Below are 15,519 nucleotides of genomic sequence, written 5' to 3'. Positions count from 1 at the left end.
GCCGGAGGCGAAGGCTGATGTGATACGACTGATAAAAGAAAACGAGCTCAGAAGGTGAGCCCGTTTGTGTTTGTTTTTACCTGTTTTTAGAACAAGTGACGTGTAGCTAGACTACATCGCTGCTTCGAAGATCGCTGAAATTTCTTCGTGCGTGGCTTGTTTAGGGTTAGTGAAACCACATGCGTCTTTCAGTGCGTTGTCTGACAGGGTTGGAATATCTTCTAGTTTTGCGCCTAACTGTGCGATGCCTGTTGGGATATTTACATCATTCGCTAATTGAACAATTGCGTTAATTGCTGCGTCTGCGCCTTGCTTCGGTGACATTCCCTCAACATTTACGCCCATTGCTTTCGCAACGTCACGTAGACGCTCTGGACAAACTTGCGCGTTGTAGCGTTGAACGTGTGGAAGCAAGATAGCGTTACATACACCGTGTGGAAGGTCATAGAAACCACCCAGTTGATGCGCCATTGCGTGAACATAGCCAAGAGAAGCGTTGTTGAATGCCATTCCTGCCATAAACTGTGCGTAAGCCATTTGCTCTCGAGCGTCAATGTTTTCGCCGTGCGTTACGGCTGTTCTTAGGTTCGCTTGCACAAGCTCAATAGCTTTAATGGCTACTGCGTCTGTGATTGGCGTTGCTGCGATAGAAACGTAGGCTTCGATTGCGTGTGTTAACGCGTCCATACCAGTTGCAGCCGTTAGTGATGCTGGTTTAGCAAGCATCAGTTCAGGATCGTTTACTGAGATAAGCGGCGTTGTGTGCTTATCTACGATAGCCATCTTAATGTGACGCTCTTCATCAGTGATGATGCAGAAGCGTGTCATTTCAGATGCAGTACCTGCTGTGGTATTGATAGCAATTAATGGCATCATTGGTTTTTCAGACTGATCAACACCTTCGTAATCTGAGATTTTGCCACCATTAGATGCGATAAGAGCAATACCTTTTGCGCAATCATGAGGAGAGCCACCTCCGAGAGAAACAACAAAGTCACAATCATTGTCTGTAAGTAGCTCAAGACCGTCATTAACGTTAGTAATGGTTGGGTTTGGTTGGGTGCCATCGAAGACAACTGCGTCAACGCTACGTTGACTAAGAAGCTCTTGTACCTGCTTTACCACGCCAATTTGGTTAAGAATCTTATCCGTAACGATCAGACCTTTTTTGAAGCCTTGAGACTGAATGCTATCAGCAGCATCTTTCAAACAGCCGGTACCCATGAAGTTTATTGTAGGGATGTAAAACGCGCTAGACATTGGGAAACTCCGTTAATTATAGTTTTTTATTTGTTCTATGTTGTTGGTAATATTAGGAAAACCTTCGATCTTAGATAAGCTTGACCCCGAACTACCACTTTGTGATTATGTATTAAATTTGATGCATATGACAATCGTTTTTATGGTTTTATGTGAGTTTACTATCAACAGAAAAAACTAAATTAAGAAGAATATGTTGAGGTGATGGTCAATTGAGTGGCTAACAAATGAGTATCATTAGTTTGATTCGTCTGCTTTAGAAGATGTCAAACTCGTTTTACATTGGTTTGAACTGTTCTTATGCTCTGTTTCTGGATTTTCATTTTTATTTGGTTCTTCATCGTAGTGTTTGACCACAAAAGGAGTAAGCATTACGGATGATGGCAAGAAGTGCTTCATAGTACCTCCCGGTACTTAAATGGATTTTTATTGTATGGTATTGGTTTAATATGTGGCAGAATTTGCGATATATCATGACTTGCGACTTGTTTTCTATAAATTATTAGATTTATATACAGACTCACAAAATTGAGAGTAAAGTGATGACCCGCCCTTTGAGGCAACGATAAAAACAACGACAAAACAGTGCGAGTAAGAGGACATAAAATGAAGTACGATTGGATATTCTTTGATGCGGATGAAACCTTGTTTCACTTTGATGCTTTTCAAGGGATGAAGTTGATGTTTTCCCGTTTTGGTGTTGACTTTAGCGAACAGGATTATTCAGTTTATCAAGAGGTTAATTTACCATTATGGGTAGATTACCAAGATGGTCGTATCACGGCAGCTCAACTGAAGCATGCGCGTTTTGAAAGCTGGGCGGCAAAGTTAGAGACAACAACGACAGCGTTAAACAGTGCATTTTTAGCCGCAATGGCGGACATTTGTTCTCTGCTTCCTGGTGCCAAAGAGTTGATGGAGTCGTTAAAAGGCAAAGTGAATATGGGCATAATCACTAATGGCTTCACAGAGCTACAATCGATCCGTTTAGAGCGAACAGGAATGACAGGCTATTTTGACCATGTGATCATTTCTGAAGAAGTTGGTGTCGCAAAACCAGACGCCGAAATTTTTGAACATGCACATAAGCTGATCGGATTGCCATCGAAGCAACGGATATTGATGGTAGGGGACAACCCACACTCTGATATTTTGGGTGGTTTGGATTTTGGTATTGAGACTTGTTGGCTGAATAGCCAAGAGAAAGCGACACCTGCGGGGATTAACCCTCACTATCAGGTTCGCTCTCTGGCTGACCTACAAACGCTTCTACTAGCATAACCGCCTGCTAGTTTTGACTTTATGAGTTAATTATCGACAACCGAGTACCAGCATGTGCTCGGTTAATTTTTCTACTGGTTTATCATCTAGCTTAAAGCATAGATTGCAGCGTTGAAGCACAGTCGGCCCTGATGCTTGGCCCTGAAGAACCAAGGCAATGAATATAAGGAAGAGGCGTGCTGAAATCTCATCGCTATAGCTGCTACGGTATTACTGCCATTTTACTTTGGAGCTGCTTAATTGCACTGTCTCGTAGCGTTTCAGAACAACTGGGGCCCATTGGTGGCGCAGCCAGTCTTTATACGGTGAGCTCCCTGTTGTTGGTTTGTGTTATGGGACTACCTAAGCCGTCGCGCTTTTCTAAGTCATACTTGTTGATAGGCGGTGCTTTATTTGTTTGCTACGAGATCTTCTTGGCTTTGGCTTTGGGAATGGCAAACAATCGACATCAAGCCTTAGAAATGGCGGTGATCAATTACCTCTGGCCAGCACTGACAGTGTTGTTTGCGGTATTGTTGAGCGATAAAAAGATCAACTGGTTAGTTTATCCAAGTATCTTCTTGGCATTTTTTGGCGTGGCTTGGAGCATCAGCGGCGATCAGGGGCTTTCGGTCGACCAAATCGCGGCTAATATTGCGACGAATCCTAAAACCTATTCAATGGCATTTTTCGGAGCAATTATTTGGGCTGTGTATTGCAATTACACCCAACGGGTTGCTAAAGGTCAAAATGCGATTGTGTTTTTCTTTATCGCTACCGCGGTCACCCTGTGGATTAAATATGCACTGAGTGATGAAACCGGCATGGTAATGACAACGAGTGCGGCGATTGACTTAGTGCTTGCTGGGGCTTGTATGGGAGCAGGTTACGCACTTTGGAATACAGCAATATTAGGTGGCAATATGATGTTTCTGGCGACCATGTCGTATTTTACGCCAATCTTCTCTACCTTACTGTCTTCCGTGATTCTCGGTTTGTCATTGAGCATCACGTTTTGGCAGGGCGTGTGTATGGTGACGATTGGTTCGCTCGCTTGCTGGTGGGTAACCAGAGAAAAGCCGACATCAAAGGTGTCGGCTTCTAAAGAGGTTCAATCTTCCCTTTAATCTGATTTCACTTTGTACGTGAGGTTTGTCCTCATTTGTTAGGTAAAAGCTTAACTCGCGACATTGAGGTTCAATTGAAGCTCATAAGGCATCTTAGATAAGCGTCGCTTAAGTTTGCGGCGCGTTCGTTCAATATCATCGAACGCAATTGCTTGTTGGTCGTTGGTATGAATATCAACGTTAATTCTGAGTTCTGGGCCAACTTTAGTCACCCCCATCAGTTCTAAATTTTGATCCGCTTCTTTGTTTACCTCGACAACGTTCTTATCGACCGCGTCACAAATGTCTTTGGTTGCCGACATCATTAGAAGTTCACGCATTGCTTCGCGCAACATGTCAAACGGGACTTTGATGAAGTAGAAAGACATGATCAACATCATCACTGGGTCGGCATAAGCCGCATATGCTGACAGTGGAGAAAAAGTAACTAGCCAAGCAACTACGAACCCCGCGGTTACAGCCACACTCAACAATGTATCCATTTGCCATTGTTTTGACTCGGCTTGAATCAGGCCGGAAGAGATACTTTTGCTCTTATTGGTGATGTACCACCAAGCGTAACCACAACCTAATACATTGAGAATACCGAACAGAGTTGCGATAGAAGTATCAACTTCACGGCCACCCGTCATAAGGGCACCAATCGCAGAGTAAAGTGAGTAACCAACCACAAGCAGAATGACTAGGGCTTTTATCGCAATAACAATCGGTTCTATGATAGCTCGACCGAACGGGAACTCTCTATCTGAAGGGCGATTAATGTATTTTGAAGCAGCTAGTGACAATAAAGTTAACAGTAAGCTTATAAGAGAGTAGACACCGTCAAAGACTATGACCAGAGAGCCAACGATAAGACCCAACACCAATCCGCCAATAGCGAAGCCTGATGCTAAAAGGGCTGAGAATAATAGTACTCGATTTTCGTTTTGGCTTTTCCTGTCACACATAAAATTTTCCAGATGTTTTTAATAGCCTCATTGTTCTGATATTGAGCTAACTTTACAAACCTTATATAGTGAAGTTGACAGTTTTTATCTAATCTTTAAGTATAAACCATTAAAATTCAAATAGTTAAGGTTTACTTGTGGTGCCAATTATATTGACGATGAGTGTTTGTTGATGATTCAGCACAACTGAAATGGGAACATTTATGATTAATAAAACATATCGTTGGCAAATGTTGTATAGCTCTAGAAAATTAAGCGATACTCCAATAAAGGCTCAGGGTTATAGTGCGATCAATAAATTGTTCAAGCTTTAACGAAATGGTATGAATTTCAAAGGAATGGGTAAATATGAAGTTTGACAATCTTAGCGATAGTGAATTATGGGGCATTGCTAAACCAATTATGGATAACCTGATGGAGGGCTCAACAAAAATTGATCATGCACAGCACAGCCGAGATTTTACGCAGAGGATGAAGGATATTGTTACGCCTGAATATCTGGAAAAGGTGTGTCGCTATTATCAGCACAGCAACGGATTTTTTGCTGAACGTGAGCCAGTTGCGCTATTCAGACGATCTGATTCCATCGCCTTTGTTTGGAAGCAAGCGTATACCATTGCTAAAGGCGAGTTTGTCGCCGAAATGGTACTGGTTGAAGAAGATGGACGTTACATGGTTGATCACGTTATGGTTTTCTAAGGAGAGGGCGTGTTAGCTGTCGTATAATTTTACGTATTGAGATAGAAAAAAACCTGGTAGCCTAGAAATCAAATAGATAATCACTGATTTGATCCGCTAACCAACTCATACCTGGATGCTCAGCCATTCCCGCAGCTGTAAACATACAGTAATCTTCTTGCGTTAGACCGTAAGTATGCTTAATAACAGCCAACTCTTGTTCACGAAGTAAGTGGCGAATCAATGGTTCAGGCAATACGCCCCAAGCGTTTTCACGTAGAATAGTATCCAACATAAAGTCGAAGCTAGAAAAGCCGATGTGGCGACGCGAGAAGGGCTCAAGCTCAGGGTTATCTTTTTCATTGAGATAAACCATTGTTACTTGCATCGAATTTCTCAACACTTCATCAGATACACGTCGCATCACACTCAGGTCGTGTCCTTTTTTACATACAGACATCATTCTAATCTTACCAAGTGGGTTGTAGATTATTCTTGGATCATCAACACGCTCGTAATCGACACCAAACGCGAAATCGACTTGCTGGGTTTCGACTAGGTTGGCTAAGTCACCACTCGATGCAAGAACGAAGTTGAATGAGGTGGAAGGATACTTCTTGTTGAGTGCATGGGATAAGTCCTGCCACATTGCATCGGGTAATGAATCGTCGCGAGCTATCCATATCTCAGCATTGAATTCACCTGATACATAGAGACAAGTTTGCTTAATGCGAGCTACCGTCACCAAAATGCCTTCGCAATCTTTATAGATGGCTTTGCCTGCTTCAGAAAGCTCAACGTGGTTTCCGCTGCGCACAAACAGTTCGATATCTAACTCTTTCTCTAAGGCTTTAATCGACATGCTAAGTTTAGTTCGGTTGCATTCTAACTGACGTGCAGCTTCAGAGACGGATCCTAAATCAGCAACAGAACAAAAGGCTTGGACTTGAGAAAGGTTCATTTCATTTCCATATTGAGCGGGAGTAGGCACATATTATCTGAATATTGTGCTGACTATCTTAGAAATAGTCCATCTTTGCATGATAACTCTATGACGAATTGGCTAATTTGGTTTATTCTGTGCGTGTTCCGAACCTACAAGAAGTAAAGATGGAGGCCATGATGGCGAAACAATGGGACGAGTACGCACCTGACTGGGATAAAGATCCCGCAACTGTAGTATTTGCACAGTCCGTATTTGACCAGTTGACACAGCTCGTTGATTTGAACGGAACCCGTGTCCTTGATTTTGGTTGTGGTACAGGACTACTCAGCCAAAAAATATCTCCTTTTGCAAAAGAGGTCATCGCGCTTGATATCTCTGAAGGGATGATCGAAGAGCTAGATAAAAAAGAGCTAACCAATGTTGAAGCTGTTGTCGATATTCTATCGCGCGGGCTTGCGGCGCAGCATCCAGCCTTCAGAAATCAATTTGATGTAGTCGTAGCGTCTTCGGTATGTGGTTTTATTCCGAATTTACAAGACACTGTCAGTTTGATTTATACGTTGCTCGAAAACGATGGCATTTTTGTTCACTGGGATTGGCACCTTGAAAACGACGATGAAGATTATGGCATCAGTCTAGATCGTTCAAAAAATGTTCTAGGTGCTGCTGGTTTCTCTGTTGTTGAAGTATCAACACCGTTCTCAATTGACACTCCGCAAGGACCTTTAAAGGTATTGATGGGGGTTGGTCGTAAACAAGTGCTCCCTCACCTTTAACAGATACTGTCGCTCGTCTCTTTCTCTATAGCGTGAACTATAAATAACAAAGCTCACATTAACGGTCCCATGACCAGTTATGTGGGTTTTTTGTTTTGACCCGTTTGTGTTTCAAGACCAATGACTAGATTTGTACTTACAGAACTCTGTTATTTATTCGTTTAGCTTTCATTATTTTTCTATTCAATAATACCGAATTTCCATTTTGGAAATATAGTCTTTCATACCTTTCATTAGTGGAAACTTAAAATATAGGTGTAGAATAAACCCATAATAAAATAGAGGGTTTAATCATGAGCCACCAGCCTGCGCCATCTACTTCTTCACCACTTTCAGATCAACAACAACGCTTTAGCACTATCATTTCAGATGCCAATCTGTCTCCAAAACAGAAATCGCACTATCTTGCCTTAGAAGCTGAAGCGAGCCTGCCGTATATGTCGGTAAGCAATGAAGTAGAGCAAGCCTTACAAGAAGGTGTGCTATGTGACATGTTTGAAGGTCACGCCCCATTTAAGCCGCGCTATGTACTTCCAGACTATTCTAAATACTTACATCAAGGCTCAAAGTATTTAGAGCTTAGCGCGGCAACTAATTTCGACGAAGCATTGAATATGCTGACCATCCTTTATCATCACGTTCCATCAGTGACTTCCATTCCGGTTTACTTAGGTCAACTGGACGATGTATTGATGCCTTTCGTTGGCGACTTAACGAAAGAGGAAGTTTATCAAAAGCTTAAGCTGTTCTGGATCATGCTGGATCGCACACTGCCAGATGCCTTTATGCACGTCAATATCGGCCCGACAGATAATATTATTTGCCGTACGATTTTGCGCGTAGATGCTGAACTGAAGCAGATCGCGCCAAACCTGACCTTTATGTATGACCCAACTGCCACTCCTGATGATCTGCTTCGTCACGCGGCGAGCAATATCTGTGAATGCAGTAAACCGCACATTGCCAACTATCCAGCGCATGCCGAAGCTTACGGCGACAAGCGTTTTGGCATTGTAAGCTGCTATAACTCTCTGCCTTTAGCGGGTGGTTCAAACACCTTAGTGCGTATGAACCTTAAGCAAGTGGCGTTGAAGTGTCAGGATAGTGATGACTTCTTACAACACGTATTGCCTAACTACAGTGGCATCATGGTCGAACTGATGAACGCGCGTAGTCGCTTCTTGCATGAAGAGTCTCATTTTTTTGAAGGCTTTCTGACCAAAGAGGGCCTTATTGAAGAAAATCGCTTTGCTCCAATGTTTGGTATTTATGGCATGGCGGAAGCCGTTAACATCTTGATGGAAAAAGAAGGCAAAGCAGGGCGCTATGGCCACGATGAACAGGCTAATAAACTCGGTTACCGTATCTCTGAAAAACTGGCAGAGATCGTTGATAGCTCTGAAGTGAATTATGGGTTTGAAGGCAGGGCTCTGTTGCACGCTCAAGGCGGTATCAGCTTAGATGAAGATGTAACACCAGGTGTACGTATTCCTTATGGTACGGAGCCAGATCCTGTCGCTTACGTTCGTGCTACAGCAGATCACCACAAGTTTTACACCTCGGGTATCAGTGACATTCTGACCATCGAGGAAACAGTCAAATCTAACCCTGAAGCGATGTTCAACCTGTGTAAAGGCGCGATTCAAGCGGGCTACCGTGAATTTACCGCTAACGTGGCATCAAACGACTTGGTTCGTGTGACGGGTTACATGATTAAGCTTTCAGACATTGCTAAATATGACGAGCGAGGCTCTCGCACTTACACGACTTTCTTAGGAGCCGAAGCTGCGAAGAACACGGGTATCTTAGAGCGTAAACCTCGTGTGGCGAGCTTAGAGATGTCGCCAATGTACGAATAAAACCTTAATCTAACTATATCCATAACCAAACAATATCAATAATGAAAATTTCTGATCTAACAACTCAAATGGCTAGGGTTAATAACAATAAGACAGAAAAACAAGCGAAGGTCAGCCGTGTGCTGACCTTTTCTTGTGTTGATGGGCCGGGAAATCGTCTAGTACTGTTTCTACAAGGCTGTAATTTTGATTGTATTACTTGTCATAACCCACACACCATTAATCACTGTAATCATTGTGGTGACTGCGTCAGCGGGTGTCCAAGCGGTGCATTAAGCGTTGTTGATGGAAAAGTGAAGTGGGCTCCGTCTGCCTGTACCAATTGCGATCAGTGCATTGATATCTGTAATCATAAATCGAGTCCGAGAATTACATCGATGACGGTCTCGGAGGTACTTGAACTCGTTAGGCACAATCAATTTTTCTTGAGTGGTATTACCGTTTCGGGCGGTGAAGCGACCATGCAACTGCCGTTTATTATCGAATTGTTTCAAGCAATCAAAATCGATTCGCAGTTAGCACACTTAACGTGTTTTATTGACAGTAATGGTTCGCTGCCACAACAAGGGTGGGAAAAAGTGTTGCCTTTCCTTGATGGCGCGATGATTGACTTAAAGTCATGGCAATCGGAAACCCATCTATGGTTAGTTGGCAGAGGGAATCATAGGGTGTTTGAAACCATTAACTACCTTGCAGATAAAGGAAAACTACACGAAGTTAGGTTGCTGCATATCCCCAATAAAAGTGACCTCGAGATTGAGGTAGAGCAGGTCGGTTATTACTTAAAAGGCTTGCCAAGTGATGTTCGTATTCGATTGAATGCCTTTCAACATCATGGCGTAATTGGTGAAGCATTAGAGTGGTCTAAATGTACAGAGCAACAAATGCAGAGCTTTCACGACAAGCTCTACGCTATCGTTCAAAGGCCGATACAAACACCTGAGGTTTATACCTAATCTTTTATTAAAATCGAGTCTTTTATAAATACTAGTCTCGTTAGTTAGATCTGCTTCTAGCACAATCCTAGGCTTCTAAGAACAAGTCACACAGCCATTTGATCGCTTGGTCATTCATGTTTGGTTTGTTCCATACTAGGCTGTACGCCACCTTACCGTAATCAAAAGGAAGTGGCTTACTCACTAAGCCTTGTGCTTGTTTTGCATTTTCAGCCCACTGTTTAGAGCAAGTGAACAAGAACGGTGTGTGGTGACATAACACCGCCGCAGCACCGAAATCTGCTACCGATATTGCCACCTTTCTTGGCTGGTGGCATTGAACTAGATTTTGTTCAAAGTAAGGCTGAGACAGTTCGTTGTCTAGGATCCCAATATGTTTATGGTTTAAGTAACCTTCAATAGTCAGTTCCTGTGGGGCAAGTGGGTGGTATGCGCCCATCAAGCAAACCATTTCATCTTGAAGTATGGTTTTCCAGACTAATTCTTTGTTGTTTGTCGGGGGTTGAGAAATGTCATGAGGCAGTAGAACCAAATTGATCTTGCCACTTAATAATGCATCGAAGCCGAGTTGTTGTTTTGAATAGATAGTTAGCTTGGCTTTGGGGGCGAGTTCCGTCGTTATTCTGCTTATCTTCGAGGCGAACACCTCAAAGGTACTTTCACGCATCGAAAGTGAAAAGTTGCCTTGGTAATCTTGCGGGGCAAAGCTTTTTTGATGAAGTAAGCCGTTCATACTGGCTAGAATTGCATGTACAGTAGGAGCGATTTTCAGTGCAAATGGTGTCGGAATCAACTTGGTGCCATCTCTATAGAATAGCTCATCATCTAAGATGTCACGCAGTTGAGAAAGGTTTTTACTCACACTTGAAGGGCTCACACAAAGCTGTTCAGAAGTTTGAGTAACACTATGAGTGTCCAGCATAATATGAAGTGCAGTGAGGTGCTTAAGGTTCACTCTCGATAAATGTAAGTAATCCATTTACAACTCACTCAATACTTGGACAGTTTAGGTTTTAAGGTTTGTAACCGAAATTAGCGTGCTAACTTGTGATGAGCTCGCGAGAAATGACCCGCACAGAAAGCACCGACAATAGAAAGTTCTCCTGCTAAACACAGCACCGCGCAAACTTCTGCTAACGCTTGTGACTTTCCGTTGCCATGTAACCCTAATAGATCTAAACAAGCTTTTTGACTAGGGAGGCTTGTACCGCCACCAACCGTACCCAGCATCAAGTTCGGCAGTGTAACACTAGCGTAAAGTCCGCCTTCTTTATTTAGCTCCATACGCGTCATACCAATCGCAGATTCAGCAACACACGCCGCGTCTTGGCCACAAGCGATATAAAGTGCAGCCAGTGCATTAGCATAATGGGCATTAATACCGATAGTACCACTCAAAGCGCCACCCACTGTAGTCATTTGGCCAAATTGGACCATCTTCTCTGGTGTGGTGTGTAGATACTTTGCGATAACCTCAGCAGGAATATTGATTTCAGCGGTTACCTTTTTACCACGAACGCTGCGTAAGGTTTGGGTATTGGCTTTCTTATCACCCGACAAATTACCATCAAGGAAAGCATGCTCGGGTTTAACCGGCGTGTTTTCTATGATGTACTCAAATACTGCATTAGTGGCAATTGTCACCATGTTCTGACCAGAAGCATCTCCAGTTAGGAATTCAAACACCAAGTAAACATGGTTGCCTTCGATGTTGATATTGATGTCGGTAAGTCTGCCATGTGAAGTGGTGGCTTCTGCCAAGGCTTTAAACTGTTCATATTGAGTAACAGCCCAAGCAACAAACTGTCCCGCTTCAACTAACCCTCGGAATGCAAAACCAGGGGTACGTGTTACACCTTCATTGAGCAACATCGCACTTGCGCCACCACAAGCGGTGATCAGCTTTGAACCACGGTTGTAAGACGCAACAAGTGCAGCTTCCGTCGTTGCAAGCGGCACCAAATAATCGCCCTCAGCAAACAGACCATTCACTCTTAGTGGGCCAGATATACCGACAGGCACTTTCACTGTTCCAATAAAGTGCTCGATGTTTTTTTCATAAGCTTGAATCTGACTTTCAGTATGAGTATCGAGCAGCTCTTGTTGTGATTCTGCGTTATTAAGGGCCGCCCAGCGACGTGTAAGGTTTTTTTCTGTCAGATAGGGGCTCGGTGTCAGCTTGTTTACTGGCTTTTCAAAGTGAGGTTGAAGCTTTTTTTCTAATTCGTCTGCGGAGATGTCGCCTCCTAAAATAGAAACATAGTCACGGCGATGCAGATTTAGTTTGGGCATAAATAGTATGAAGTGAAGTTTGTGCAGCAAATTGGTTTGCGCTGATTCTACCGAGTAATAAGCCAGAAACAAGCGTCAGATATAATGAGTTACAGTTTGTGTGCTTATCGTGTCAAAAAGCGTCAAAAATCGTTGAATCAAACTGGTTTAGAACATCAAAAAAGTACGAAATGTAAGTGTAGTTTAGATATGGATGTCTAGAAGACTGCCGATAGCTTCGTTTTGACGATCAACGACACTCGCACCAACACGGTTATAATTGGCACTTTGGGTCAGCTTGAGTAAGGGATCACTCGAGGGCGAAACGGGTTCTGGTTCTTTGTCTTTAAACGAAGTGGATTGCTCAGGTTCTACTTGGTTAAAGCTGAGATCACTGCTTTTGAAAGCATCATCGGAGTTTGGAACGTTTTTGGAGGCTTGGTTGAGCTCGATAGCGGCTTCTTCAGCCATTTTGGTTGACTGCTGAATAATGGCGTAACCAGATTGAATACCAGATATCGACATAGCAGAACCTTTAATTGACGTATTGATTAAGTCTAGGTGGACTATATTTTGAGCGCAATGGTTAAGGAATGATATTTATAGTGAAACGGTATACTTAAGCTAAAATAGTGACGTCTGTCTATTAACTGAACAGGTCGTTTAGTACATTTAGCTCTTCATCGGTAAGAAGAGTTTGCTTTTCCGTTTCAAGATTACCATCGATCTCCCCTTGCAGCGCCTTTAATTGCTGCGGGTTAAGATGCTGTATCTGTTGTTTGAACGCTTCAAATTGTTGTGTATTCATAATGTGACCTTGCTTCAAATCCATATGCTTCGTTGAGCATAGACTACTGATTCAGGAAATCAAACAAGATTAAGTGAATATTATTTGAAGTTTGCAGTTTCCTAAAATTAAGACAACTATAAATCTATTTGGTCGTTTTTTGTCCGGGAAGTGTTAGGCAAAGTTATAGTTTTGTCAGTTAAAATCAAAAAATTATTTATAATGTAAAAGCGATTCAGCCCTTTCACAACAAGGGTAGGAAAGTTGTTGCTCTACCTATTTTGGGGGTTGGTAGAGCAATATATAACTATACGTAATGATTGAAATTTGAGCGATTGGTGCTATCTGTCTATTTTTACAGCACTTTGTTCATCAAGAAGTTTCCTTGTTGATGTATTTATTAATGTTGACTTTAAATGCAAACTTGGTCGCTAAAGTATGCAGTTCCGGAAGCATTCGATAAATTAAATGCAGCTGTTGTAGAACCATTCTAACAGACCCCTCATCTTCTTCTCGCCATTCACTCAAGCGCTTATCAAGTTCAGGATCATAGGTATTTTTGATTTCACATTGCTCATGGTAGGAATAGAGCTGGTCATTCAGAGCGTCGAGGTGATCATGTATGACACGATGTGCATCCAACACAAGTTTATGTGTGGATTCGTCATCAATACGAGTTCTATGAGCACCTAATGCAGAAATATAGCTCAACAGAGCGTGATTGAGGGTCAGAAATCGAAAGCTATCGTCTTCAGAAGTACGATATTTATCAGGCTCAGCTAGCATACTGCTAATGACCAGAGTTAGATTAGCGTCGTTATTGTGTGCACTACGACGAGCGATACGATAATTCAAAGTGTCTTTTTTTCCGACGCGGTATTGGCCAATGATTTGGTCTAAGTAATTTTTATTGGAATCGAGAGCATCGGCCATGACCTTGTGCAGTCGCTTTGATTGCCAATCTGGCAACACGTAGACCACTGCGAGCACGGCTAGGGCACACCCAATAAACGTATCCGCTAGCCTTGGCAGTACCACGGCATAACCTTCGCCGAGCTGATTAAAGCAGAATAATACCAGCAATGTGATGAAGCTTGTTGCGAAGCCGTAATTATTGATGCGAAACGCAAAGAACATAACACCACTGATAACAATGAATACTAACTGGCTTTCTTGAGAAGGGAAGAAGGTCAGTAGTGGAACGCCTATTAACAAGCCAGCCACAGTTCCGATCACGCGGGCCGTCAGCTTTTTTCGTGTGGCACTGTAGTTTGGTTGGCACACAAACAATGTAGTAAGTAAGATCCAATAACCACGTTCAATATCAAAGCCTTGGATGATGCCATAGCCGAGCGTTAGAGTGATTGCCAACCGAATTGCGTGACGAAACAACATGGAATCTTTGTGTAGGTTGGCTCTGATTTTCTGCCACATTGCGGTTAATGTGTGTGGATTCGTATCGTCCAAGACTCCTTCCTCTAACTTTTCGGCGTCTGGATTGCTGATATTCGACAGTTGTTTTTCAACGGTTGCTAGGTTATCGAATAAGTAACCTAGTTGGTTTAGCAGTGGTTTCCATTCTGTCTTGTTCTGTTGGTGTAAATGATTGAGTGAAGACATCAGCTCATCAAGTGCCAGTACAGACTTATTGCCATGCTGGTACACAGCCCCAACCTTGAGTGAACTTGCCACTTCTTTGCATGCGGTTGCTTGTGACTCTAGTAGATACTTAAAGCGGAACAACACATCAGATCGTTCGAAATGTTTCGCGAGTTCTTGATAGCGATAGTGGGTGGAACTCACACGCTCATGAATGTCTTGCGCGATAAAATAAGTATTTAAGAATCGGTCACTCGGGCCATCAATGTGTCCACGCTTTGAGCGGTTAAGCAACGTCGCTTTACACATGTTGAGTGCATTAACGGTACTGGCATTCAGCTTGGCCTCGATAATGCGGTGTGGCTGAGGGATAAGGTCAGAAACAGGGTAAAATAGCTCTGCTTTAGAGTCCATGTAGGTTCCAATTTGATCAAATACCGTTGCAAGGTTTTGCTGTACCGGTTGCATTGGCCATATAATCTGCCAAATCATAGACATAAAGTAATACCAAGCTGCCCCCGTTAATAGCAGCAGTGGTTGAAACCATAGGTTAGTGCTTTCGTGGGCGCCAAGCATTGCATAGATGGCTATCAACAAAGAGCCAAATGCGATACTTGCGTATTTCGGTCCAATAGCGCCAAGCATAATGAACGAGAATGTTGATGCGAAAAGACCTAATGCGAACAACCAAGGTGTGTTGAAGAGTAGCTCAATGGAAAAGGCGGCGATCGCAAAACAGATAAACGTAAGAGTGAGTGCCTTTAAGCGGCCCGTAAAGCTGTCGTCACTTTCAGCTAGTGCGGCAGCAATAACCCCTAAAATTAAAGGCGTGATGAGTGTGTTTAGTTCATAATACCAAGCAGGAATAACAACACCCAGTAGAGTGATGAGAATTAACACGCTGTAATTGATGGTTTTATTCGCCCAATAGAGGCGTAATTTGACAGAGAAGTCCACAGTCGCTCACTTAATACACTAAAACCATAATCCTAACAGAAATCAAGCACAAGAATTTGATACTTATCCATAATGGTCCCTAGGTGGTCATGAAAA

At 42.8% G+C, this 15,519-nt stretch carries 15 protein-coding genes; 6 read left to right on the top strand and 9 right to left on the bottom strand.

What is annotated here, in order from left to right; translation table 11 throughout:
* Positions 1-111: 111 nt before the first annotated feature.
* Entirely contained in the window at positions 112-1,260 is a 1,149-nt protein-coding gene (gene yiaY, locus ACED48_RS10135) for an L-threonine dehydrogenase (protein ID WP_017058542.1), read from the bottom strand.
* Positions 1,261-1,497: 237 nt separating this feature from the next.
* Entirely contained in the window at positions 1,498-1,659 is a 162-nt protein-coding gene (locus ACED48_RS10130; protein WP_017058541.1) for a hypothetical protein, read from the bottom strand.
* Between the two features lie 207 nt (positions 1,660-1,866).
* Here ACED48_RS10130 and yjjG point away from each other — a divergent pair, with 207 nt between their 5' ends.
* Entirely contained in the window at positions 1,867-2,541 is a 675-nt protein-coding gene (yjjG, locus tag ACED48_RS10125; RefSeq protein ID WP_017058540.1) for a pyrimidine 5'-nucleotidase, read from the top strand.
* Positions 2,542-2,717: 176 nt separating this feature from the next.
* Positions 2,718-3,647, top strand: coding sequence for an aromatic amino acid DMT transporter YddG (gene yddG, locus ACED48_RS10120; RefSeq protein ID WP_017058539.1), 930 nt, complete (start codon positions 2,718-2,720; stop codon positions 3,645-3,647).
* A 50-nt stretch (positions 3,648-3,697) separates the two neighbouring features.
* On the opposite strand, the gene ACED48_RS10115 is transcribed toward yddG, so the two are convergent.
* On the bottom strand, positions 3,698-4,594 hold the full coding sequence (locus ACED48_RS10115) for a cation diffusion facilitator family transporter (protein WP_017058538.1): 897 nt from the start codon (positions 4,592-4,594) through the stop codon (positions 3,698-3,700).
* Between the two features lie 348 nt (positions 4,595-4,942).
* On the opposite strand from ACED48_RS10115, the gene ACED48_RS10110 reads away from it, so the two are divergent.
* Positions 4,943-5,293, top strand: a complete 351-nt coding sequence (locus ACED48_RS10110) for a hypothetical protein (protein ID WP_017058537.1) — start codon at positions 4,943-4,945, stop codon at positions 5,291-5,293.
* Between the two features lie 61 nt (positions 5,294-5,354).
* Here the strand turns inward: ACED48_RS10110 and ACED48_RS10105 are convergent, their stop codons facing one another.
* On the bottom strand, positions 5,355-6,233 hold the full coding sequence (locus ACED48_RS10105) for a LysR family transcriptional regulator (RefSeq protein ID WP_017058536.1): 879 nt from the start codon (positions 6,231-6,233) through the stop codon (positions 5,355-5,357).
* Positions 6,234-6,394: 161 nt separating this feature from the next.
* On the opposite strand from ACED48_RS10105, the gene ACED48_RS10100 reads away from it, so the two are divergent.
* The 3 genes from ACED48_RS10100 to ACED48_RS10090 all read left to right on the top strand — a co-directional run bounded on the left by ACED48_RS10100 (position 6,395) and on the right by ACED48_RS10090 (position 9,809).
* Complete coding sequence (locus ACED48_RS10100) at positions 6,395-6,994, top strand: class I SAM-dependent methyltransferase (RefSeq protein ID WP_017058535.1); 600 nt, start codon at positions 6,395-6,397, stop codon at positions 6,992-6,994.
* 293 nt (positions 6,995-7,287) lie between these two features.
* Positions 7,288-8,853: a YjjI family glycine radical enzyme gene (locus ACED48_RS10095; protein ID WP_017058534.1), complete on the top strand. Its 1,566-nt coding sequence runs from the start codon at positions 7,288-7,290 to the stop codon at positions 8,851-8,853.
* Positions 8,854-8,894: 41 nt separating this feature from the next.
* Positions 8,895-9,809 carry a YjjW family glycine radical enzyme activase gene (locus tag ACED48_RS10090; protein ID WP_029627311.1) on the top strand — a complete coding sequence of 305 codons (915 nt, stop codon included), beginning with the start codon at positions 8,895-8,897 and terminating at the stop codon, positions 9,807-9,809.
* Positions 9,810-9,876: 67 nt separating this feature from the next.
* Here the strand turns inward: ACED48_RS10090 and ACED48_RS10085 are convergent, their stop codons facing one another.
* From ACED48_RS10085 to yccS, 5 genes are all read right to left on the bottom strand, one after another.
* Entirely contained in the window at positions 9,877-10,788 is a 912-nt protein-coding gene (locus ACED48_RS10085; protein ID WP_017058532.1) for a LysR family transcriptional regulator, read from the bottom strand.
* A gap of 53 nt (positions 10,789-10,841) precedes the next feature.
* Positions 10,842-12,101, bottom strand: coding sequence for a hydroxymethylglutaryl-CoA reductase (locus ACED48_RS10080; RefSeq protein WP_029627310.1), 1,260 nt, complete (start codon positions 12,099-12,101; stop codon positions 10,842-10,844).
* A 183-nt stretch (positions 12,102-12,284) separates the two neighbouring features.
* A complete protein-coding gene (locus tag ACED48_RS10075) occupies positions 12,285-12,605 on the bottom strand; it encodes a hypothetical protein (protein ID WP_017058530.1) in 321 nt (106 codons plus the stop codon).
* Positions 12,606-12,726: 121 nt separating this feature from the next.
* The gene (locus ACED48_RS10070; RefSeq protein WP_017058529.1) at positions 12,727-12,912 is read right to left on the bottom strand and encodes a hypothetical protein; all 186 of its coding nucleotides are present in this window, start codon (positions 12,910-12,912) and stop codon (positions 12,727-12,729) included.
* Between the two features lie 327 nt (positions 12,913-13,239).
* Positions 13,240-15,423, bottom strand: a complete 2,184-nt coding sequence (yccS, locus tag ACED48_RS10065) for a YccS family putative transporter (protein ID WP_017058528.1) — start codon at positions 15,421-15,423, stop codon at positions 13,240-13,242.
* Between the last annotated feature and the right edge of the window lie 96 nt (positions 15,424-15,519).

Origin of the sequence: Vibrio sp. 5S239 (genome assembly GCF_041439575.1) — a bacterium.
Lineage (GTDB): Bacteria > Pseudomonadota > Gammaproteobacteria > Enterobacterales > Vibrionaceae > Vibrio > Vibrio kanaloae.
The sequence above is the reverse complement of the archived record's forward strand: the minus strand, read 5'-3'. Positions and strand labels throughout refer to the sequence as shown.